Here is a 22,676-nt window from a genome sequence, read left to right on the forward strand (position 1 = left end):
GCCAACCGGCGACATACAGCCGGAGCGATTGCAATAAAGTGAATCTGGAAACGGGCGCTCGTCGATCATGCGAGCGCCCGCGATGCGAGGTCAGATCAGTCTTCCCAGTAGACCGCTGTCAGGTCGGTCGCTTGCGTGGGTTGGTTTTTCCATAGGCCCTTGATCTTGGCATTGGCAACCGTCGGGAACGCAAGCTGAAAGAGGTATCCGTTGACATAGTCTTCGGAGATCATTTTCTGCGCTTCCTTCAAAAGCTCAGAGCGTTTTTCCGGATCATTTTCAACGGTCAGTTTCTCAAACAGTTCCTTGAAGGCAGGACTGTCGTAGTTGAAGTAGTAATCCGGGCGGGCATAGATACCGATATCCATCGGCTCGGTGTGACTGACGATGGTCAGACCGAAATCCTTTCCCTTGAACACCTGTTCCAGCCACTGAGCCCATTCCAGATTGCTGATTTCGGTTTCAATACCGACCGCGCGCAATTGAGATGCGATGATCTCGCCGCCCCGGCGGGCATAGGAAGGTGGCGGCAGCTTGAGCGTGGTGGAGAAGCCATCGGCGAACCCGGCTTCCGCCAGAAGCTCTTTCGACAACTCCGGATCGTACATACTCAGGCCCGTCAGATCGACATAGTCCGGGTTATGTGGCGCGAAGTGTGTACCGATTGGCGTTCCGTAACCGAACATCGCGCCATCAATGATCGCCTGCCGGTCGATTGCATGCGCAATGGCTTTGCGAACCTTGGGATTGTCTAGCGGTGGCTGCTTGTTGTTGGTCGACAAGATGGTTTCACCTTCCGTCGAACCCACCAGCACCTGAAACCGTGGATCGGCTTCGAATTGCGGCAGATTTTCAGGCGCTGGAAACCCCACAAACGCATTCACGTCTTCCGCCATGACAGCAGCGAAAGCTGCTGTCGGGTCCGAAATGAACTTGAAGGTAACGTTGTCCAGCTTGGCGGGCGTTCCCCAATAGTCCGCGTTTTTTTCCAAGTCGATCCTGTCACCCTGGACCCAATTGGAAAATTTGAAGGCACCGGTTCCGATCGGGGTGGACTTGATATCGGCAATGCTTTCAGGCGCAACGATAACTGCGTCGCCCCATGCCAAATTGAACAGCAAACTCCCGTTCGGTTCCTTCAGCGTGACCTTGACCGTGGTCGGGTCGATAGCCTCGACACTTTCAATGCCGGCGAAAAGAGCTTTTTGAGCATTTGCGCTGTCTTCACCACGTGCACGGTCCAGGCTGAATTTGACATCCTCGGCGGTCAAGTCGGACCCGTCATGGAACTTCACGCCCTCATGAAGTCTGAACGTATAGGTCTTTCCGTCTTCGGAGATGCTCCAGCTTTCCGCCAGCCCCGGGTTGACCGAACCGTCGGGTCCGAACCGCGTGAGCCCCTCGAAGACATTGGAATAAAGAACGGAATCGATTGCTCCGGCAGCGGCACTGGTCGGGTCCAGATGCGGCGGTTCCAATTGCATGGCAACGACAATGTCGCTCTTGGCATGAGCCATGGAAATTCCCGCAGCCAATGCCAGAACGCTGATCAGTCCACTCCCTAACTTCGTCAAACGCATAGCTCTCCCCTTTGTCGGTGCCGCGACGCTACGGCTTTGCAAGAAGCTCCAAAAGCGAAAGGCCCATTACCTTTGCTGAATCGAGCATATCTTCCACGCCTACATATTCGTCCGGCTTGTGCGCCAGATCCAGTATCCCCGGTCCGTAGGCAATGCAGTTTTTCAACTTGCCGATCCGGTCGATGTGTTTTTGATCGTAAGTTCCAGGACTTACGACATATTCCGCTTCCTTCCCCATCGTCTGCGCGATCGCCTTTGCGACCGTTTTGACCACAGGTGCGTCCTTGTCGGTCATGGTCGGCAGGACGCGATGCAATTCCTTCAGGTCATATCGAAAATTTTCTCTTTTCTTTTCAACGTCTTCAAGAATATCCTTAATCTCAGCCTGAACATCTTCAATCTTTTCTTCAAGTAAAAAACGACGATCTATCACCACACGGCAGCTGTCTGGCACACAAGGACTGGGAAGGCCTGTGAAATCTTCGTCGCCCTCTGACTGACCGCCATGAATTGAGTTTATGTTGAGTGTCGATTGACGCGCTCCTTCGGGAACCACCGGCATATCGGTTCGTTTCTGCGCAAGAGCGGGAAAAAGATTCTCCTCCATCTCCTCCAAAACAGCTCCCATGTGCCGGACAGCGCAATCGCCCAGAAATGGCATCGATCCATGCGCAATCTCACCGTGCGTTTCAATCTCCGCCCACCATACGCCTCGGTGTCCCAGGCAAATACGATCCTTGTTGAGCGGCTCTGGAATAATCACATGCTGGACGCGTTCCGGGCTGAAGTATCCCCTTTCCGCCAGATAGGCGACGCCTCCGTAGCCACCGGACTCCTCATCCGCAGTTCCGCTGATTTCGATTGAGCCGGAAAAGTCAGGGCAAACCGCCAGAAATGCTTCTGCCGCGACGATGCTTGCAGCCAGCCCTCCTTTCATGTCGCAGGCTCCACGGCCGTAGATTTTCCCATCGATTAGTTCGCCGCCAAACGGGTCCTTGGTCCAGCCGTGCCCGACATCCACGACATCGATATGGCTGTTGAAATGAACGCACTCGCCAGGACGATTTCCTTCACGCCGCGCAACGACGTTCCAGCGCGGATACTTCTCGCTATCGCCTGGTGTCCCATGTGCACGGATCAACTCGACCGTAAAACCGGCGTCACGCAACCGATTTGAGATGTATTCGCATATCTCGAGATAGTTTTCGCCAGGGGGGTTCAGGGTTGGAATACGCAACAGATCCTGTGTCAACGCGATCAGGTCTTCCCGTCTGGCATCGATTTCGGTGTTCAGTCGATCCGATAACGGCATTCTACGCCTACCCTTTTGAACAGCAAAGAAATACTATGCTATCGTCCAACTACGGTGCCAATACCGTAGGAACACGGTAGTCATGACCCCACTGGATGAACTCGCCTTCGATTGTGCCCCGATGGGTCTTGCCCTCACGGAACACCGGATTATCCGCAGCTGCAACAACACCTTTGCGCAGATGTTCGGCTATCAAAAGTCAGATCTGGTCGGACAAAGTTTCCGCGTGCTTTACGGAACCGATCAGGAGTTTCACCAGATCCGTGACATCGGGCTTGAACCCTTGCGCCAGTCCCAGCCCTATACAGATGAGCGCCTGATGCGTCGTGCAGATGGATCTGCCATATGGTGCCGGTTTCGTGCGCGCACGCTGACCCCCGAGGTGCCGCTAGCCCGCATCGTCCTAAGCTTCGCGTTGATCGACAACACACCAAGCGGTCCACAACTGACGAAGCGAGAACGGGACGTTCTGCTGTTGTTGTCACAAGGTCAGACCAGCAAGGAAATGGCATTGGTTCTAGGCCTGTCGCCCAGAACCGTTGAAGACGTTCGGGCGCGCCTCTTGAAGAAGTATCAGGCCAAAAACGTTGCGGTTTTGCTTAGCCGGTTTTCCGGCAGGCAAAGTCAGAAACCCTCGCGCTAAAGCTTCTGTCTCCTGCACGTTCGAGCTTCCACTTCTCTGGCCCGAACTCGAATATCTGACGGCGTGGCTACATCACCGCACCGATCTGCCAGGGAACGAATTCGACACCGCCAAAGCCAAGCTCTTCGCTCTTGGACTTCTCGCCGGAGGCAATTCTGATAATCGTTTCAAAGATCTCGTCCCCCTTGGCCTCCAGGCTGACATTTTCAGAAACGATGTCACCACAATTGATGTCCATGTCTTCAGACATCCGCTGATACATCTCACTGTTAGTGGCCAGTTTGATGCAGGGCGTCGGCATATAGCCCGAAACAGAGCCCCGACCGGTCGTAAAGACGACAATGTTTGCACCTGATGCGATCTGACCCGTCACCGAGCAGGGGTCAAAACCGGGGCTATCCATGAAGACAAAGCCCTTCTTGTCGATACTCTCGCCGAATTTGTAGACATCGACCAGAGGTGCCGCGCCCCCTTTTGCTGCAGCACCGAGCGACTTTTCCAGGATGGTCGTCAACCCGCCGCGTTTGTTGCCAGGTGACGGATTGTTGTCCATTTCACCACCGTTTCTGGCTGTATAGTCTTCCCACCAGCGCACGCGTTCAATCAGCTTTTCGCCGACATCGACGGAGACGGCCCGGCGCGTCAACAGATGTTCCGCTCCGTAGATCTCTGAAGTTTCCGACAAGATCGTCGTCCCGCCATGGCGCACCAGCATGTCTGAGGCCAGACCGAGCGCGGGGTTGGCCGTTATACCGGAATAGCCATCGGACCCACCGCATTGCATACCAACGGTGATTTCGGAAATCGGAGCAGGCGAGCGTACAGCTTCATTGGCAAGTTCGGCGAGCGCCTTTAACTCGGCAAGCCCTGCATCGATCGTCTTTCGGGTTCCGCCGCTCTGTTGAATGGTCATATACCGCAGATCGCCGCCTGTCCGCATTTTCCGGTCACCAACAAGGTCCGCGATCTGCATCACTTCACAGCCAAGTCCGATCAGGAGAATGGCCGCAAAATTCGAATGTTGCGCATATCCTGAAAGGGTTCGGAACAAGGTGGCATAGCCTTCATCACTTGAAGACATGCCACAACCGGTACCGTGCACAATCGGCACAATGCCGTCGACATTCGGGTAGTCATCGAGCAATCCGGACTTTTCAGCCGCCTCGGCTATGAACCTTGCGACCGAACCTGAACAGTTCACCGACGTCAGTATGCCGATATAGTTGCGCGTGCCGACCTTACCTGTTGAACGCCGGTATCCCATGAACGACCGCTCGCTGTTTGCAGCCGGGAGCGGCTGCGAAGCTTCTGCGTGCTGGTAGTCGCGATTGTGCTGACCCATTCCAAGATTGTGAGTGTGCACATGTTCACCGGCCCGGATATTCCGGGTTGCCTGCCCGATGATCTGGCCATAGCGGATGATATGGTCACCCTTGTCTACATCCTTACAGGCAATCTTGTGCCCTTGTTGAATCTGCCCCGGCAGAGGCGTTTCGATGTGTGTTGCCACTTCCCCGGCTGCAATGTCCTGCAAGGCAACGACAACAGTATCTTGAGCATTCAATAGGATCGTATTCGGCCGAGCTTGCGCCACACTTGTCTCCCCAAAGTCTTTCCAGGCGCGAGCACCTTCGGCCCTGACGGTTATCTTGACAAGGCACTCACGTCAACTAACATGTTAGCATTCATATACGGAACTCTTATGCCCCCAAACGCCGAACGCGACCTATCGCCTTACGTCCTGCCAGATATCAGAAAGCTCAAGGGTTCATTGGCCCAGCGCGTCTATGAAACCTTGCGTGCCGCCATATTGGCCATGGAACTTCCTCCGGACACGCTTTTGAAAAAACAGGAAATCTGCGCGCAACTTGGCGTTTCCCGGTCACCTGTAACTGAAGCAATTACCAAGCTCGCCGGTGAAGGGCTGGTAGAGGTTGTTCCCCAATCCGGTTCGCGGGTCACCCGGTTTTCCATGCCTGAAATTCGTGAAGGTGCTTTCCTGCGCGAGGCGATTGAACTCGCCGCCGTTGCGCGTGTCGCCACCGGGCGCACAGATGAACAACTCTCGGAACTGAACCGAAATCTCCGCCTTCAGTCGCTATGTCTGGAAGACAGGGATGAAGCCGGATTTTATCGGGAAGATCAGCGTATGCATGACCTGATCTTTGAGTTTACCGGCTATCCGAAACTGACTGCTATTGCTGTTTCCGGCTGGGTTCAGGTCAATCGTGCGCGCCGCTTGCTGCTTCCGATACCGGGTCGCTCGCACCAGGCATTCGAAGAACACTGCCAGATCATCGAAGCGATACAGCAACGAGACCCTGAAAAGGCCCGCAACGCGATGCTGAAACACCTGCGCGATCTTGTAGAGCGCCTCGAACCGCTCAGGCAGTCAAGACCCGATCTTTTTGACTAGACTGTCGTAAGCCAGAAGGCCTGTTGAGCACCCGTCCCCTCTTCCGCTTGTTGCAAACGGCATTTCGGTCTTGAGGTTAGAGTTCGCGAGATGTCAGACCAGATCAGGCGCGACCCGGATCAAACACGCTTCGGAAGTTCCTTTGTCCAACTGACGAAAAGCTTCCTCCACCATAAGGTCTGCGCGCTGGCGGACCATGCGCAGCGGAAACCGCGACAGCGTGGCGAAGGGGTCATGGTCAAAACAGCCGAACGTTGATCGTGAAATATCTCCCTCTGGCAGTCGCGAGAGAAAACGCAGAACCCCTTCAAAACAGCCGATTGAATTCACAAACAAACCCGCAGGCAACTGCCCAAGATTCGAATAAAGCTCGGCAAGTGCCTTTTCGGCCTTTTCGCTTTCATACCCGCAGGCCAATATCTGACCAGTATCAAACAGAACCTTGGCTGCTTCTGCCTGCTGGCGGAACCCCTGAATACGGTCTGCCGAAGCTGGCAGGCTCGATTCACCACCGAGAAAATAGAGCCATGTGGTCGGATCGATTTCCGACGGCATATCCATCTCATCCAGAAGCGTCTTTGTCAGCATCGCGGCACCGCCTGTGTTGTCGGTGACGATGGACGGCGCCTCGCTGCAGGGATGATCGACAAAAACATGCCTTATGCGTGCCTTGCTGCAGGCACTGGCCAAACTTAGAGGTTCCGTTGCACCGGCAATCATCAAAAGGTCAACGGAATAGGCAATCAGGCTTTCGACTGACGTGAGCTGAGCGTCCGCATCACGTCCCGCATGCACAATTGCCGGGCAAAGCCCGCGCGCATGTGCCTCCTTGGCGAATTGTTGGCTCAGCTCGGCAAAAAACCGGTTTTCATGGTCCGGCAAAACCATGCCGGCGAGCCCGGACTCCGCTTTCCGCAAACCCCGCGCCTGAAGGTTGGCCATATAGCCCTCTTCCTGCGCGATCCGCTGGATCCTGTCGACCGTTTCCTTCTTCAGTCGTCGCTGTTTCCATTTGCCGTTCAGAGCCGCAGACACCGCCGACGGAGAGGCGCCCGCCTTCTGTGCGATGTCGTAGATCGTGCTCTTCTGTCTGGATTTCACGCGACAGTGCCCTTCAATTATTGCGTCACGAGCAGCTTGACTGAACTTTTCTTTCTGCCTAACATTGCTACATCGATTGAGCAACTTGTTTTTTGCCCAGTCGAGCTTCGGCCAACTGGATTGGACCGGATGACTATGCGGTACCCGCGTGCCGCGCATGGGAGGAAAACATGAACAAACTAAAGTACGTCACAGCAGCGATTGCCTTGGTGGCCTGCGCAAGCACTGCCAACGCAGAAACTTCGATGGGTATTGTCGTCAAGATCGGTGGCATCCCCTGGTTCAACGCAATGGAAGAAGGCATCAAGGAGCGCGCAGCAGAACTTGGTGTCAGTGCGGAAATGATCGGACCGACTTCGGCAGACCCTGCCCTGCAGGTCCGCGCGATTGAAGATCTGATCGCCAAGGGCGTCGATGTCATCGGCGTGGTGCCAAACGACGAAGCCGCACTTGAACCGGTTCTCAAAAAGGCGATGGATGCCGGCATCAAGGTTGTCGCGCATGAAGGCCCCGGCTTGAACAATGTCGACTGGAATTTCGAACTGGCATCAGCGGATGGTTTTGGTGAAGCCCACGCCAAACTGCTGTGCGAAAAAACAAGTGAGCCAGGCACATACGCAGTTTATGTGGGTTCCCTCACCGTGCCGCTTCACAACGCTTGGGCCGATGCAGGTATCAAGTGGATCGCCGAGAACTGCGCTGACAAGCTGCAGCCGGTCGGTGACCGCTATGGTGTGGCCGAAAGTGTGGATGACAGCCGTTCGACAGCACTTGACCTGATCGCGGCCAACCCGGATCTGCGCGGTTTCCTTGCCTTTGGCAGCCAGGGCCCCATTGGCGCAGGCCGAGCCATCGAGGAACGTCGACTGGGCGGCAAGGTCCACGTCATGGGACCGTTCTCGCCCGGCCAGGGCCAGAAACTCCTGAAGGACGACGTTATTTCCGGCGGTTTCATGTGGAATCCGGCTGAAGCCGGTCGGGTGTTTGTCACGATGGGCAACATGCTGGTCAACGGTGACGAAATCGCCAGCGGTACCGAAATCGAAGGGCTCGGCGTTGTTGAGCCTGACGCGGAAACCCGCAACATCATCACGGACAACCTGCTTGAGATCAACAAGAGCACCGTGGATGATCTGGCCGCCAAGGGTCTTTAAGACCTCTTGCCGCTGAACCTGGGGACCCCGCGCAAAGCGGGTTCCCCGTCAGGCGCTGAAAACAACCATGACAACAGTTTCCGATACAGCCCACGCGCTGCGGCTTCGTTCCGTTTCGAAGACCTTCGGCGGCGTGAAAGCCCTGCAGTCTGTCGATTTCGAGGTGCGTGCGGGTGAGGTTCACTGCCTCGCCGGTGAAAACGGCTGCGGAAAGTCGACACTGATAAAGATCGTGACCGGTGTCTATTCCCCAGACCCGGGCGGCGAAATCGAACTGTTTGGAGAACGGGTCGGCACGACCTCCCCGACCAAGGCCAGAGCCCTCGGGATCGCTGTAATCTGGCAGGATCTTGCCCTCTTTCCCCACATGACCGTTGCTGAGAACATCGCATTCGACGAGATGGTGGGTGTCGCTCCTCGTCTCGCCTTCAGCGGGCGTTACAAGGGCCGCGTCAGGAAGGTACTTGAACGGCTGAACGTGTCACTTGACCTGGACACTCGGCTTGGCGACCTGCCGATTGCGCAGCGGCAGATCGTTGCAATCGCCCGCGCGTTAATGGGTGAAGCCCGGCTTGTTTTTATGGACGAGCCAACCGCGTCCCTGACACAAAGCGAGACCGACGCGCTTTTGAAAGTTGTGCGAACGCTCTCCGCGCAGGGCGTTGCCGTGGTTTTTGTCAGTCACCGGCTGGCAGAGGTCATAGATATTTCTGAAAGAGTAACTGTCCTGCGCGACGGCAAGCTTGTGGGCGTCTATCCGACCGAAGGCATGACCCAGTTTCGACTTGGCGAACTGATGACCGGCGCGCAGCTCGAAAATGTCGTACGGGCAAAAGATCGGTCATCCGCTCTGCCCGTATTGGAAGTCAAAGCCCTTTCACGACGAGACGAGTTCAAGGATATAGATCTTACCATTCGCCAGGGAGAAGTGCTTGGCCTGACAGGACTGATCGGAGCGGGGCGAAGTGAACTTGCGCATGCCCTAATTGGCATGAATACACCCGACCAGGGCGAAATCCGTCTTGCAGGATCGCCGATCCGCCTCCAGTCGATCCGCGACGCAATCGCGCGCGGTGTGGCTTATGTGTCTGAAGATCGATTGTCACTGGGGCTAATCCAGCCGCAATCCATAGCCGACAACACCGTCATCTCGGTGCTCGACCGCATTCTCGGTGCATTTGGTCTGATCTCTCCAGCGCGCCAATCAAGGCTGGTGCGGCACTGGATCGACGAACTGGCTGTCAAGATCGGAAAACCAGCTGATGCCGTCTCAACTCTATCCGGCGGCAACCAGCAGCGGGTCGTACTCGCCAAATGGCTGGCGACCGAACCGCGCCTCCTAATCCTCGACAGCCCGACTGTGGGTGTCGATGTGGGTGCACGGGCAGGAATTTTTCGCATCGTCCGAAAACTGGCGGATGAAGGCCTTGCGATACTATTGATCTCTGACGAAGTGAGCGAGGTCATGTTCAACGCAGACCGTGTTTTGCATATGGCTGACGGCAAGATCGTTGGGGAATACGATCCTCACGCCACCAGCGTGCAGGAATTGGAGGCGCTGATTTATGCGTGACCTCTTCCGCACCTACCCTGTTGAGGCGCGTCTTTCCGTCGTGCTTTTTCTGATGATCCTCGGCCTCTCGCTGGCAACAGACACTTTCCTCACACTCGGCAATATCACGTCGCTGCTCAACAACAACGCTGTCAATCTGATCTGGGCCGTCGGCCTTCTTGTGGTTCTGATTGCCGGGGGCATCGATATCTCGTTCGCGGTTGCTGCCTCGGTCGTACAATACGTCGCAGCACAGATTTTCATGGGGATCGGCGGTGGCAGCTGGGCTATCGGCTTTTTGGTCGCTGCGGCACTGGGAATTGGTCTGGGGCTGGTCAACGCGCTTCTGATCCATGGTTTCCGGGTGATATCCATCGTCATCACCATCGCGACGTTCAACGCGTTTTTCGGCCTCTTGATGTTCTTCACCAAGGGGCGAAACATTTACAATCTTCCTGACTGGTGGACTGACCGGATCTTCATTTTTGAACGCCAGGCACCGGACGGAAGCTGGTCGGAGCTGAACCTTTCTGTTGCAGTCATGCTCGCCTGCGTTCTGGCAACATGGGCTTTGATCCGGCTCACAACGCTCGGTCGCCAACTCTACGCCTTTGGCGACAATCCGGAAGGCGCGCGCCGCTCCGGCGTCAATATCTGGCAAATGCAGATCGTTGCATTCGGCTGGTGCGGGATGATGGCGGGTATTGGCGGCTTAATGCAGGTCAATATTGCCCAGGAGGTCGTGCCCAACGCGCTTTATGGCCGAGAACTGGACGTACTGGCAGCGGTCGTACTGGGCGGCGCGCGCCTTGGCGGTGGCCGTGGAACGGTTGTCGGTTGCATTTTGGGTGTGATGTTCGTTGCAATCACGCAAAACGGTTTGAACCTTCTCGGCATTTCTCCCTTCGCGTTCCAGATGATCATTGGTGCGGCAATCCTTGTTGCGATTTCCTCTTCAAACTTGTCCTTCCAACTCTGGAACAGGTCGCGAGACACCGAGGCGCGCTTGAAGGAAAACGCCACATGAGCCTAAGAGAGCGCATTCATGCCGTTGCCGGTACAGAAACGTTGCCGCTTCTGATTTTTCTCGGACTGGTGTTCCTGGCATTCTCCTTGGCAACACCGTTGTTTCTCACCGGGGCAAACCTCAGATCCATGGCATTTCAGATGCCTGTGCTGGGGTTGCTGACACTGGCCATGCTGGTACCCATTCTATCCGGCGGGCTGAACCTTGCGATTATTTACCAGGCCAACATATCCGGACTGGCTTTGGCCTGGACGCTGATCCAGTTTGGCGGCCCTGATGCCGGTATCGGAGCCTTTATCCTTGGCGTCACTCTTGCAGTGCTTGTCGGTGCTTTGTCTGGCGCGGTCATGGGGGCTGTTGTTGCCTATGTCGGCGCCCACCCCATTCTTGTTTCGCTTGCCATGATGATTTTTCTGCGCGGACTGGGAGAATTTCTGACCAGAGGCGGTGACATTTCAGGGTTCCCGGAATTCGTGAACATCCTCGGTCACGGCAGTCTTGCCGGCATTCCGGTTCCGATGATCATTTTCATCCTTGCCGCGATCGTCTGGCACATCATGTTGAAGCGCACGCGGCACGGGTTCTCGGTCTATATGGTGGGCTCAAACATCAAGGCCTCCGAGTATTCCGGCATCCATACCCGAAAAACCCTGGTCACGATCTATGCCATCTCAGGCGTTATTTGCGCGATTGCCGGCATCGTGATGGCGGCGCGTTTCAACTCAGTTCGTGTCGGCCATGGCGAGGCTCTTTTGCTTGTCACGGTTCTGGCATGTTTTCTAGGTGGCATCGACCCCTTCGGTGGCTTCGGCCGCGTCCTACCCGTGGCCATTGCCTTGATAATCCTTCAAGCGCTGTCATCGGGTCTGAACCTGATCGGGGCAAACCAACATCTTTCGACCGCAGTCTGGGGCTTGTTTCTGATCGCCGTGATGGCGCTCAGGTGGGTCGGGTTGCGATGGCGCAGCAGACAACGAAAAGGAACATGACCGTGGAAGGTTTCGGCGTACATACAAGCATGTGGACCATGCATTGGGACCGCGCGGGCGCAGAAAGAACGATACCGGCTGCCGCGGCCTACAAAATGGATTTCATCGAGATCGCGCTTCTGGACACAAGCGTCGTTGACGCGCAGCACACGCACGATCTGCTGACCAAGCACAACATGCGAGCTGTCTGCTCGTTGGGTCTGCCGCAGGAAAACTGGGCATCGGTGAACCCAGACGGTGCCATCGAGCATCTGATCGATGCAATGAACATGACCAAGGCCATGGGCGCGGAAGCGCTTTCCGGCGTGACCTATGGCGGGATTGGTGAACGCACCGGCGTGCCGCCTACCCAGACCGAATACGACAATATCGCCCGTGCCCTGGAGGCCGCAGCAAAGCACGCCAAGAACCTTGGCATCGACTTCGGGATCGAACCGGTAAACCGGTATGAAAACCACCTGATCAATACGGGCTGGCAGGCAAAAGACATGATTGAGAAGGTGGGAGCTGACAACATCTTCATTCACCTAGACACCTATCACATGAACATTGAAGAAAAGGGGGTGGGCAACGGGATCCTCGATGCGCGAGAACATCTGCGTTATATCCACCTGTCGGAAAGTGACAGAGGAACGCCGGGCGAAGGAACCTGCGACTGGGATGAAATCTACGCCACTCTGGCGGCCATCGGCTTCAAGGGCGGACTGGCGATGGAGAGCTTCATCAACATGCCGCCGCAAGTGGGATACGGCCTTGCCATCTGGAGGCCGGTCGCCAACTCTTTTGAAGAAGTGATGGACAAGGGCCTCCCCTTCCTGCGCAACAAGGCAAAGCAGTATCGTTTGATATGAGCGTGGAAATCTCAGAAGCTGCCCTGGCAGACCACCTGCTGGAAATGGCCTCAGGGCAACGCATCATCTGTGCGGTCGCAGGTGCACCCGGATCAGGCAAGTCGACACTGGCAGGCTCCCTTGTCGACCGTCTGAATGCAGGCCTGCCCGGAACTGCCGAAGTGTTTCCGATGGACGGGTTTCACTATGACGATCTGTATCTTGTCCCAGCTGGCCTGCGCCCACGAAAAGGTTCCCCCGACACATTTGATGTCGGCGGACTTGCTTCCATGCTGGCCCGGCTGCGCGACAACAAAGAGCCGACCGTGGCGGTGCCGGTTTTCGACCGTGAGATCGAAATTGCACGTGCCGGTGCGCGCCTGATCGGCAAATCGGTTCGTATTCTTGTGGCAGAAGGAAATTACCTTCTTCTGGACAGAGATCCTTGGAAGAACCTGCTTCCATACTTTGACGTGACAGTGTCGTTGGATGTTCCTGAAAGCGTGCTTCGTAAAAGGCTCAGCGAACGCTGGGAGGCTTTTCAGCTCAGCGAGGCCGAGATCGCTGCCAAAGTCGAGGAGAACGATTTGCCAAACGGACGGCTCGTCCGGGAACACCAAACTTCAGCTGACTTTGTAATCCGTTACGGAGAATGACCGGCAAGGGCAAAATCGCGGTCCTCGACGTTGGAAAAACCAACGTTGACCTGTGGGTGGCGGATCGAACTGGAAACCTGCTTGAAAACCGATCGACGCCGAACAGAGTCTCCGACGGCCCACCCTGGCGGCACCATGACCTGAAGACATTGAGCGATTGGTTGGGAGAAACTCTTGCCGACATCTGCCAGCACCATCCGATTGAGTTCCTTATACCGGTAGGACACGGCGCGGGAGGTGTTCTGGTCGGCGAGGATTCTGCCGACGAAAACATGGGTGCGATGCTGCCCATGATCGACTATGAGGATCACTGCCCGGAAGACATCAACTCCGAATACCTCGGCAAATGCGGCACATTCGAAGATCGCGGAAGTCAGGTGATGATGGCCTCGACCCACGCGGCGAGGCAATTGCTTCGAATGCAACGTGCCGATCCAAAAACCTTCGCAAAGGCAAACCACTATCTGAACATTGCCCAGTACTGGGGATGGTGGCTGACCGGTGTCGCAGTTTCTGAATATTCTGCCATGGGGGCCCAGTCGCATCTCTGGAATGTTTTGCGGCATCATTGGAGCCCCATTGTGGATATACAGGGTTGGCGTGGGCTTTTGCCAGACTTCCAGCCAGCCTGGTCCAAACTCGGCACCGTTCGTCACACGCTGATGAGACGCTACGGCTTGCCTGCCAACATTACCGTTCTGACCGGCGCCCACGATTCCAGCTCAAACTTCTACCGATATGTAGCCGCTGGACTTGAAGACTTCACACTGGTTTCAACCGGCACCTGGGTCGTTGCAATGTCAAGGGAAACCAACCTGGCGACATTCGATCACGATCGAGGCACGACGATAAACGCCGACATGAACGGTTTGCCTGTTGGCGGCGCCCTGGTGATGGCAGGACGTGAATTCTCGGCAATTGCCGGCCCCAGCTGGCACGGCGACAAAGCCGAGCTTGGTCCGCTCATTCGCATCGTGGAACAAGGCACCATGGCCCTTCCCGGCTTCGGCAACAATGACGGCCAGTTTCCTGGTAGCGCCGGGCATGGCCAGATTGTCGGGCCAATGCCGGAAACCACTGCAGAGCGAACGGCTCTTGCAGTGCTGCAGGCCGCCCTTTTGACGGTGACTTGCGCGGATACACTTGGGGGTGGTCGTCGCTTGATCCTCGACGGTACTTTTTTGAAGGAGCCTTTGTATGCGCCGCTGGTCGCAGCTCTGCGCCCAGATATCAAAACTGAACTCTCAGAAGAAAAAAATGGCGTCGTGATTGGCGCCCTTTGCCTGGCAGCCCGGGTATTGGGCGAACAGCCTTTCGAACTTCGTCTGCAACCGGTGGAACCTGCAGCTATTCCAGGTCTTGCGGCTTATGCCAGTGATTGGCGTAGGGCCGCCGAAGCAAACGCCGGCGAGGCGCTATAACCAGTTTGTCGTTCTCAGCCATCGCGACATCGCGACAGAGCCGACGAGCCGAGCGATGCGCTACTGACGCTTTGAAGCGCAACTTTAGAAGAGTGGTGCGTATTTCCAGTTGTCTGCATCAGGAGTGACTTCGTCGAGGTCGTAACCTGCTCTTTGCAGACGCTTGGCGATTTCCAGGCCGTCCTGTGCTGCCTGGTCGACATACCGCCGGCCGAGCATTTCGTCCTTGGCAACTCCATGTCCGCGCATCAGATCCAGGCCATAATTGTATCTGCCAACCGGATCGCCAGCTTCGGCGGCGCGACGGTCCCACTCGGCGGCGGCATCGGGGTTGTAGTCTCCGCCCATGCCATTGTCTTCGAGTTGACTCATCCAGGTCATGGCCTTGGTGTAACCTGCCTCTGCGCATCTCCGGGTCAGTTTGCGAGCCAGTTCGTGGTTGTCATTCTTGGTGGCATTGATCCCAAGTGAACACGTAACGGAATCGATCACACCCATCTCGATCTTCCGCTTCAGCATTTGAACGCCGGTATCTTGAGGATTGAGAACGCCAAGATCATCCTCAACTGTGAAACGTGTTTCCGCATGAGCAGCACCAGCTGCAACGAGGACACAAAGCATCAACGCCAGTTTGCGCATTTCAAACTCCTCCACACTGAGAACATACTACCCGATTTCATTCCGGCCGTCTGTTACCGGTACAATCTGCCAGCCACCCAAGCGCTCTCAATCAAATTGGCCCTTAACTCAAAACGGCCAACGCAATAACGAGCACGACGACTGCTGCCGATCCCCATAAAATCGGATTGCCGAAAAGTGATTTCTCCTCTGCCCTATCTGAATTGACGGAGCCTGCAGAAGACGCAGTTTCAGAAGCACTGACACCAGAAGCGGGAGCAGCCGTTTGATCTTTCTCTTTTGAAGGAGCCGTTGCCGGTGAAGCACTCTCAGTCTTCGCTTGGCCGACAACCATTTCAGAGAATTTTGTAAAAAACTCGTCGGCCATTTTCCGGGCTGTGGATTCCACCAACCTGCTGCCCAATTGCGCAAGTTTGCCCCCGACATGAGCCTTGGCGACATATTCAAGCAAGGTGCCACCTTCCACTTCCGACAGCTTTACATCCGCGCCCCCTTTCGCAAATCCAGCGACGCCACCGATACCTTCTCCATTGATGGAATAACTTTCGGGCGGATTGATATTTTCGAGTGTCACGGCACCTTTGAATTTCGCCTTTACCGGCCCGATCTTCGTCGTGACCTCAGCGCTCATCTGTGTGTCGGAAGTCTTGTCGAGGCTTTGGCAGCCCGGAATGCAGGCCCTTAGAACATCTGGGTCGTTGAGGGCTCGCCATACGTCTTCACGCCCCGCCATGATTGTCTGGTTGCCAGAAATATCCAAAGAATCTCTCCACGAATTATATTTCGTACATTCATTCGCGCAAAAGATATCAGTTAATAAAAATAGTAAATTGTACTAAGGATCGAATGACTTAGACTTTATGGCACATCATAAATCCATGTAAAATAAACTGTATTCGAACAATGCCATCTCCTACCGAGCCTGACATCTCAAGCTCGACATCGCGCGCACATGCATAAATCGTCGGGTTTCAGCTAGCCAGGTCGAAGCTTCTGAGCCAGTTCAGCTATGATGACGCGCCGGCCTGAAACCCGGGCCTGCCGTTGTCGTTGAGACAAACGGATCTGCCGTACCCAAAGCCTCCAGTTTCTTGACCTCTATCACGGCCTGCGTCCGGCTTGAGACGCATAACTTGCGCAGGACTTCAGAGACATGCGCCTTGACGGTTGTTTCGCCAACTTGAAGTTCGTATGCGATCTGCTTGTTCAGCAAACCACTGCAAATCATCTGAAGAACGCGGATCTGTTGCGGTGTCAAACTGGACAGGCGCTCGATCATTTTCCGGGTCTGGTCGTCAAGCGGTTCATCATCGGTGTCGTTATAGTTTTCAGGCAGGTAAGTGGCACCATTCATGACCTGCTGTATGGCTAGCGCCAATGTTTTTTTCTTTGAAGACTTTGGAATGAAACCGGCCGCCCCATAGGCCATCACCTGGGCAATGATCGGAGGATCTTCTGCGCCGGAGACCACAACAACCGGAAGCCTCGGATAATGGGTCCTGAGATGCAAAAGTCCATCCATGCCTTTCACGCCGGGAATGGACAGATCAAGCAGTGCAAGATCGAAGCCGGAATCGTCGTCGAGCAACTCACACGCATCGTCCAGCGAGGCCGCATCAAGCGTATCAGAGTTGGGATAAGCCAGCTCCACGGCACTATGCAAAGCTTCACGAAACAAGGGATGATCATCGATGATCAGGAACTTGTTGGCATTTTCGGCCTCGATTGACATGATCCGCTGACTCCCGGTTTCGGACGATGGGTTCCGACAGGGTTCTTCGATTGCTACTTGCGCTTAAGAACGGGACGCTTCCGGCGCGAATTCCGCCGGAAGCGTATGAGCGTCTGGCCTTAGTTGGAGGACGCCAGCTGCTTGGGAAGCTTGAACACCCAGATCGATCCACCCTGGTTCAGGTAGTTCACTTTCTTGGCGACTTCACCGCCCCAAAGCGGGACCGCACCACCCCAACCGGATGCAATGGCAATATACTGCTCACCATCCATGTCCCAGGTAATCGGCTGCCCAACGATGCCCGAACCGGTCTGGAAGGACCAGAGTTCTTCGCCCGTATCAGCATCAAACGCCTTGAACTGGCCTTCCGGCATGCCGGTAAACACAAGGCCGCCGGCTGTAGTCATAACACCACCCCACAAGGGAGCGTTGTTCTTGTATTCCCACTTGATCTCACCGGTGTTCGGGTCAATCGCCTTCAGAGAACCGATATGATCTTCGAAGATAGGCTTGATGGTAAAGCCGGAACCAAGATAGGCAGCGCCTTTCTTGTAGGTGATCGGCTCATTCCAGATGTCCATGCCCCACTCGTTGGATGGAACGTAGAAAAGGCCGTTGTCCGGATTGTGTGCCATCGGCATCCAGTTTTTGCCACCCAGGAACGAAGGCACGGCAAAGACCACTTCACCCTTCTTACCGTCTGCTGCCTTGCTTGGATCACCAGGACGGTTGTTTTCAACAAACTTGGGACGACCGTCTTCACCGATGCCGTCTGCCCAGGTGATCTGTTTGACGAACGGCCAGGCGTTGACGAACGCACCGTCATCCCGATTGAGGATGTAGAAATATCCATTCCTGTCTGCAGTCGCATAACGCTTGTTACCGCTGGCATCGACAAATGGAATGACCTCGTTCACGCCATCAAAGTCCCAACCTTCGCGGGGCGTTGTCTGATAGTGCCACTTGATCTCGCCGTTTTCCGGATTGATGCCGATCCGCGAGGCTGCGTAGAGATTATCGCCTTCAGTCCCCGTCGGATTGCCCGCAGACCGCAGCCAACTGTTCCAGGGTGCTGGGTTGCCAGCGCCGAACACCAGCGTGTTTGTGTCCTGATCATACGTGCCACCAAGCCACGTGGCACCACCGCCGGTCTTCCAAAGGTCGCCTGGCCAGGTCGCGTTCAGCGTTCCGGTCATGGTGCTCTCTTCGCCCTTGAAGGTTCCCATATGTCCTTCGATCACAGGCCGGGTCCAGACAAGCTCTCCGGTTTCCGCATCGCGGGCCTGAACTTCGCCAACGATACCAAACTCGCCGCCTGAGTTTCCAGTGACGACAAGACCATTCACGATAACCGGTGCGGCCGTATAGGAGTAACCTGCCTTATAGTCCGCGATTTTCTTGCGCCAGACGACGTCACCGGTCTTCAGATCAAGGGCGACAATCCTGGCATCCAGTGTTCCGAAATAGATTTTATCGCCATAGATTGCGGCGCCACGGTTGACCACGTCGCAGCATGGCAGAATACCTTCCGGCAGACGGGCATCATATTGCCAGATCTCCTCGCCGGTCTTCACGTTGATCGCATAGAGGCGAGAATAGGAGCCGGTGATATACATCACCCCGTCATAAATCAGAGGTTGTGTTTCCTGACCGCGTTGTTTTTCGCCTCCCAGCGAAAAGGCCCAAGCCGGTACAACGTTTTTGACGTTGTCCTTGTTGATGATTTTAAGTGGCGAAAACCGCTGCTGATCGCGGCCCATACCATTGGTCAAAACGCTGTCGGTCGTCACGGCGTCTTTGGCCAGATCTTCTTCCGTTACGTCTGCGTGCGCACCTGTGATCGCGAGCGCGCTGACCGCAGCCAATGCGAAAAACTTCTTCATCCTGTCTCCTCCCAGGTTCAGTTCGGACAGAGCGACCAATCCAACGTATGGATGAACACCTGAAGTCGCCGCCTCCCTGAATTTAAGTCTAGTGGAAACAATCCTCGACGAGAATTGCACCATAGTGCACCTCAAAAATGGCGTGTTTCTGCAATTTGTGAAAAGTGCGGCGCAACAAAATCGAAGTTTGACCGCGTCGAACTTACGCGACGTTTTTTCAAAGGCTCTGAGACAACCCATTGCGCCCGGGAAGCACAGTTGAGGAAGCCCTGCCCGACCGAAAGTCCAATTCATTGCCGGTCCATGACTGCTAAGCTGGATCAAAACGATTTCGGGAGGAAATCATGCATCGGCTTATCAAATTGCTTGCTGTCGGTTTCTGCAGCCTTGCACTTGCACCAGCAGCAAGCGCGCAGGAGACACCCGTTCTCAAAGCAGCTGTCCTGAAAGTTGGGACGGTTAACTGGGAACTTGAAACCATCAAACAAAACAGCTTGGACACCCAAAACGGATTTCAACTGGAAGTTATGGGAATGGCCGGCAATCCGGCAACACGAATTGCGTTTCAGGGCGGTGAAGCTGATATCGTTGTCGCCGACTGGCTTTGGGTTGCCCGCCAGCGGGCTGACGGACACGACTACGTTTTCGTGCCCTATTCCAAATCCGTTGGTGGCCTTATGGTCCCGAAAGACAGTCAGGCCAAATCCTTGAATGATTTGGTCGGTCAAAAAATCGGAATTGCCGGTGGGCCGGTCGACAAGAGCTGGCTTATTCTGAGAGCCTATGCGGAGCAGGAGTACGGTCTTGATCTTGCAGCAGAAACAGAACAGGTGTTCGGTGCTCCACCACTGATCTTCAAGAGTGCACTGTCTGGTGAAACAGCCGGTGCCATCAATTTCTGGCATTTCGCAGCCAAGATGAAAGCCAAAGGCATGCGAGAATTGATCTCCGTATCCGAGGCAGCCAAGGCGCTTGGACTCAATCCCGATACTCCGCTCCTTGGATATGTCTTTCACGGCAAAATGCTCAAGGAACAACCGGATCTCGTGCGCGGCTTCATGGCAGCATCCCGAGGAGCAAAGGATGTTTTGGCAAACGACCCAACTGCTTTTGACAAGATAAGGCCCATGATGCGCGCCAAAAGCGATGCGGATTTTGAGGCGTTGAAAGCCGGATTCATCGCCGGAATTCCCGCCCCAGGTCCGGTGAATGAAGAGCAGGCCGAGCAGATGCTCGAAGTCATGGGACGACTGGGCGGAGAAAAACTCGTCGGGTCGGCAACCAGTTTGCCGGAGGGTGTGTTTGTCGTCCCGGAAGGTTGATACCGAGGTATCAGGATCAATCAGCATCCGATTGATTTCGTTGGGTCTGCTTCTGGTTGGGTGGACGGCCTTCGCAGCTGCCATAGCAGACCCGGCTATCCTCCCCTCACCTTTTGAAGTCGGGGGGCTGACCTTCAGCGAACTGACCAATGGTCCTTTGCTTTATCACCTGGGAATAACGCTCGCCCGGGTTCTGGCCGCATTCGTTCTGGCCATGACCATCGGAACTGTGTTTGGCCTTATTATGGGAAGAAGAAAAGCAGTCGATACGTGGCTTGATCCGTGGTTGTTGTTTTTCTTGAACCTGCCTGCTCTTGTTACAATCGTACTGTGTTACCTCTGGATTGGGCTGACCGAAGTCGCGGCCATCGCCGCGGTCGCCATCAACAAGATCCCGATGGTCACGGTGCTTATTCGCGAAGGCGCAAGAACGTTCGATCCTGCCCTTGATGACATGTCCAAGATTTTCCGCGTTTCTCGCCTGACGCGGTTCAGGCATATTACTGTCCCCCAATTGGCGCCATTTTTTGCCGCCAGCGCCCGCACGGGAACAGCCTTGATCTGGAAGATTGTTCTCGTGGTCGAGTTCCTTGGCAGATCGAACGGTGTCGGCTTCCAGATCCATCTCTATTTCCAGCTCTTCGATGTGGCCATGGTGCTGACCTATGCTCTTGCATTCATCATTGTCATGCTCCTGATAGAGTTTGCCGTTCTTCAGCCTTGGGAACGCAGGGCAAGCCGTTGGCGGCGCGCATGATCAAGATTGACATTCAAAGCAAGGCTTATGGAAGCCTGCCGGTATTGGGAAAGGTCGGCTTCGACATTGAAGCAGGTGATTGCGTGGCTGTGCTTGGCCCCTCGGGTATAGGCAAAACGACCCTGCTTCGGATCGCATCAGGTCTTGATACGGTTTTTGAAGGGCAAGTCAGCAGACCGGACCGCCTTTCGATGGTGTTTCAGGAGCCGACGCTGCTACCTTGGCGCACCGCAGGCGAAAATCTGAAGTTGATAGTCGGCCTTGACGACGAAGAGGTCGATCAGGCCTTGAAAAGGGTCGGATTGGACGGAAAAGCAGATCATCTCCCCGACCAGCTTTCCCTTGGCCAAAGACGTCGGCTGGCACTTGCGCGCGCCTTTGCTGCCAAACCGGACTTTCTGGTCATGGACGAACCCTATGCATCGCTCGACAAGGCGCTTTCTGGCGAGATGATCGAATTGACACGAGACTTGTTGAGGGAAACACAGGTCGCAACACTTCTGGTAACGCATTCCGAAATCGAAGCAGAGGCACTGGCTACTCGTGTGCTGCATCTGCAAGGTCACCCCGCCCTCTTGTCCAACGCGCCGGGTTAGAAGCGAGTTCGTGTGAAGGTTGCTGACGGTGATTTGAATTGGCCGCCTTGATGGTGCGCCATAGGCTACGTTCAATGACAAGATTTCGATGGCGATCACCACGCGTGAAACTACTATCCATTCTGGGTGCACTGGCTCTGATCGGAAATGCCGGCGTCATCTCGCCGGCGAATGCGCATCCTTGCGGGCTCGATGCAGCCTGCAGTTTGGACAACAGGGTTTATCGAGCCAAAGCCCCGGAAAACTGGGATGGCGTAACGCCTCTGCCGGTCCTGATCCACTTTCACGGCTGGAAGCGCGACTCCAAACACCCTTTGAAGAACCCGAAGGTGCTGAAAGCGATCAACGGGAACAGTGCACTTCTGGTTGCACCGGAGGGCTTGCGCCGGACATGGGATTTCTGGGAACGCAACAACCGGGATGTGCCCTTCGTCCGCGCCGTGATTGAGGATGTCGCAAAGAGGTTCCCAATTGACCGCAGCAGAATTTATGCGACCGGTTTTTCCTACGGTTCAGCAATGGCATGGCGCGTGGCATGCGATGCCGGAGATCTGGTTGCCGGTATCTTGCCGGCTGCCGGAACACTCTACCGGCAAGACGGAATAGACTGCCCGACCGGCCCAATGAACGTCATGCATGTTCATGGGTTCAAGGACAATGTCATGGACCTTCCACTCAGTCCGGACGGCAGCCCGAACGTGGCTGTCGAATTATGGCGGCGGACCAACATGTGCGCGCAGGAACCTGACCATACCGAAACGCTCAACGGTCACACCTGCCTGACATGGTCAACCTGCCAAAGCGGCAAAGAGGTCATGTTGTGCCTCCACGAGCGTGGCCACATCGTCCCAAAAGGCTGGATATCGAACGCGTTGAAACGGGCTCTGGAAAGATATCAACTGGGCGAAGGTGCCTTTAGCCGTGCAGATGAGCCATCCGCCGCAACTGATTCAACCAGCCAGTCGAATTGACCGAGTTGATTACGACGCACTTGGATGTGTCTGCATATGCGTAGGTCCAATGACAAATCGATACGGGCGAGCACTCGGTTTCGCTCTTGGTGGAC

Annotated in this window: 21 protein-coding genes; 13 read left to right on the forward strand and 8 right to left on the reverse strand. The window is 55.4% G+C overall.

Annotated features, from left to right (window positions below; translation table 11 throughout):
• Positions 1-95: 95 nt before the first annotated feature.
• Together K1718_RS19285 and K1718_RS19290 are read right to left on the reverse strand one after the other, a co-directional pair.
• The gene (locus K1718_RS19285) at positions 96-1,580 is read right to left on the reverse strand and encodes an ABC transporter substrate-binding protein (RefSeq protein WP_152502504.1); all 1,485 of its coding nucleotides are present in this window, start codon (positions 1,578-1,580) and stop codon (positions 96-98) included.
• Between the two features lie 28 nt (positions 1,581-1,608).
• Positions 1,609-2,892 (reverse strand): acetylornithine deacetylase/succinyl-diaminopimelate desuccinylase family protein, encoded by a 1,284-nt coding sequence (locus K1718_RS19290; protein ID WP_265681167.1) that lies wholly within the window; start codon positions 2,890-2,892, stop codon positions 1,609-1,611.
• 82 nt (positions 2,893-2,974) lie between these two features.
• On the opposite strand from K1718_RS19290, the gene K1718_RS19295 reads away from it, so the two are divergent.
• Positions 2,975-3,535 carry a PAS and helix-turn-helix domain-containing protein gene (locus K1718_RS19295; RefSeq protein ID WP_152502506.1) on the forward strand — a complete coding sequence of 187 codons (561 nt, stop codon included), beginning with the start codon at positions 2,975-2,977 and terminating at the stop codon, positions 3,533-3,535.
• Positions 3,536-3,602: 67 nt separating this feature from the next.
• On the opposite strand, the gene K1718_RS19300 is transcribed toward K1718_RS19295, so the two are convergent.
• Positions 3,603-5,129 carry a UxaA family hydrolase gene (locus K1718_RS19300; protein ID WP_152502507.1) on the reverse strand — a complete coding sequence of 509 codons (1,527 nt, stop codon included), beginning with the start codon at positions 5,127-5,129 and terminating at the stop codon, positions 3,603-3,605.
• Positions 5,130-5,237: 108 nt separating this feature from the next.
• Here K1718_RS19300 and K1718_RS19305 point away from each other — a divergent pair, with 108 nt between their 5' ends.
• On the forward strand, positions 5,238-5,951 hold the full coding sequence (locus tag K1718_RS19305; RefSeq protein WP_265681166.1) for a GntR family transcriptional regulator: 714 nt from the start codon (positions 5,238-5,240) through the stop codon (positions 5,949-5,951).
• A 93-nt stretch (positions 5,952-6,044) separates the two neighbouring features.
• On the opposite strand, the gene K1718_RS19310 is transcribed toward K1718_RS19305, so the two are convergent.
• Positions 6,045-7,052: a substrate-binding domain-containing protein gene (locus K1718_RS19310; protein ID WP_265681165.1), complete on the reverse strand. Its 1,008-nt coding sequence runs from the start codon at positions 7,050-7,052 to the stop codon at positions 6,045-6,047.
• 170 nt (positions 7,053-7,222) lie between these two features.
• On the opposite strand from K1718_RS19310, the gene K1718_RS19315 reads away from it, so the two are divergent.
• From K1718_RS19315 to K1718_RS19345, 7 genes are all read left to right on the forward strand, one after another.
• Positions 7,223-8,206 carry a substrate-binding domain-containing protein gene (locus K1718_RS19315; RefSeq protein ID WP_418068043.1) on the forward strand — a complete coding sequence of 328 codons (984 nt, stop codon included), beginning with the start codon at positions 7,223-7,225 and terminating at the stop codon, positions 8,204-8,206.
• A 67-nt stretch (positions 8,207-8,273) separates the two neighbouring features.
• Positions 8,274-9,779, forward strand: coding sequence for a sugar ABC transporter ATP-binding protein (locus K1718_RS19320; protein WP_265681164.1), 1,506 nt, complete (start codon positions 8,274-8,276; stop codon positions 9,777-9,779).
• Entirely contained in the window at positions 9,772-10,785 is a 1,014-nt protein-coding gene (locus K1718_RS19325; protein ID WP_265681163.1) for an ABC transporter permease, read from the forward strand. The genes K1718_RS19320 and K1718_RS19325 overlap by 8 nt, the downstream gene beginning before the upstream one ends.
• The gene (locus K1718_RS19330; protein ID WP_152502513.1) at positions 10,782-11,774 is read left to right on the forward strand and encodes an ABC transporter permease; all 993 of its coding nucleotides are present in this window, start codon (positions 10,782-10,784) and stop codon (positions 11,772-11,774) included. Before K1718_RS19325 ends, K1718_RS19330 begins: the two co-directional genes overlap by 4 nt.
• 2 nt (positions 11,775-11,776) lie before the next feature.
• Positions 11,777-12,625: a sugar phosphate isomerase/epimerase family protein gene (locus K1718_RS19335; protein ID WP_152504358.1), complete on the forward strand. Its 849-nt coding sequence runs from the start codon at positions 11,777-11,779 to the stop codon at positions 12,623-12,625.
• Positions 12,622-13,260: a nucleoside/nucleotide kinase family protein gene (locus K1718_RS19340; protein WP_152502514.1), complete on the forward strand. Its 639-nt coding sequence runs from the start codon at positions 12,622-12,624 to the stop codon at positions 13,258-13,260. Before K1718_RS19335 ends, K1718_RS19340 begins: the two co-directional genes overlap by 4 nt.
• A complete protein-coding gene (locus K1718_RS19345) occupies positions 13,257-14,681 on the forward strand; it encodes an FGGY family carbohydrate kinase (RefSeq protein ID WP_265681162.1) in 1,425 nt (474 codons plus the stop codon). The genes K1718_RS19340 and K1718_RS19345 overlap by 4 nt, the downstream gene beginning before the upstream one ends.
• Positions 14,682-14,765: 84 nt before the next feature.
• Here the strand turns inward: K1718_RS19345 and K1718_RS19350 are convergent, their stop codons facing one another.
• The 4 genes from K1718_RS19350 to K1718_RS19365 form a co-directional block, all read right to left on the reverse strand.
• Positions 14,766-15,320, reverse strand: a complete 555-nt coding sequence (locus K1718_RS19350; protein WP_152502516.1) for a tetratricopeptide repeat protein — start codon at positions 15,318-15,320, stop codon at positions 14,766-14,768.
• 103 nt (positions 15,321-15,423) lie between these two features.
• Positions 15,424-16,080 carry a CoxG family protein gene (locus K1718_RS19355; RefSeq protein ID WP_265681161.1) on the reverse strand — a complete coding sequence of 219 codons (657 nt, stop codon included), beginning with the start codon at positions 16,078-16,080 and terminating at the stop codon, positions 15,424-15,426.
• Between the two features lie 243 nt (positions 16,081-16,323).
• Entirely contained in the window at positions 16,324-17,052 is a 729-nt protein-coding gene (locus K1718_RS19360; RefSeq protein ID WP_152502518.1) for a response regulator transcription factor, read from the reverse strand.
• 119 nt (positions 17,053-17,171) lie between these two features.
• Complete coding sequence (locus K1718_RS19365) at positions 17,172-18,935, reverse strand: PQQ-dependent methanol/ethanol family dehydrogenase (RefSeq protein WP_152502519.1); 1,764 nt, start codon at positions 18,933-18,935, stop codon at positions 17,172-17,174.
• 344 nt (positions 18,936-19,279) lie between these two features.
• Here K1718_RS19365 and K1718_RS19370 point away from each other — a divergent pair, with 344 nt between their 5' ends.
• From K1718_RS19370 to K1718_RS19385, 4 genes are all read left to right on the forward strand, one after another.
• A complete protein-coding gene (locus K1718_RS19370; protein ID WP_265681160.1) occupies positions 19,280-20,257 on the forward strand; it encodes an ABC transporter substrate-binding protein in 978 nt (325 codons plus the stop codon).
• Positions 20,238-21,014, forward strand: coding sequence for an ABC transporter permease (locus K1718_RS19375; protein WP_265681159.1), 777 nt, complete (start codon positions 20,238-20,240; stop codon positions 21,012-21,014). The genes K1718_RS19370 and K1718_RS19375 overlap by 20 nt, the downstream gene beginning before the upstream one ends.
• Positions 21,011-21,610, forward strand: a complete 600-nt coding sequence (locus tag K1718_RS19380; RefSeq protein WP_265681158.1) for an ATP-binding cassette domain-containing protein — start codon at positions 21,011-21,013, stop codon at positions 21,608-21,610. The genes K1718_RS19375 and K1718_RS19380 overlap by 4 nt, the downstream gene beginning before the upstream one ends.
• Before the next feature lie 104 nt (positions 21,611-21,714).
• The gene (locus K1718_RS19385; protein ID WP_265681157.1) at positions 21,715-22,581 is read left to right on the forward strand and encodes a CE1 family esterase; all 867 of its coding nucleotides are present in this window, start codon (positions 21,715-21,717) and stop codon (positions 22,579-22,581) included.
• The last annotated feature ends 95 nt before the right edge of the window (positions 22,582-22,676 follow it).

It is taken from the genome of Roseibium porphyridii, from assembly GCF_026191725.2.
Lineage (GTDB): Bacteria > Pseudomonadota > Alphaproteobacteria > Rhizobiales > Stappiaceae > Roseibium > Roseibium porphyridii.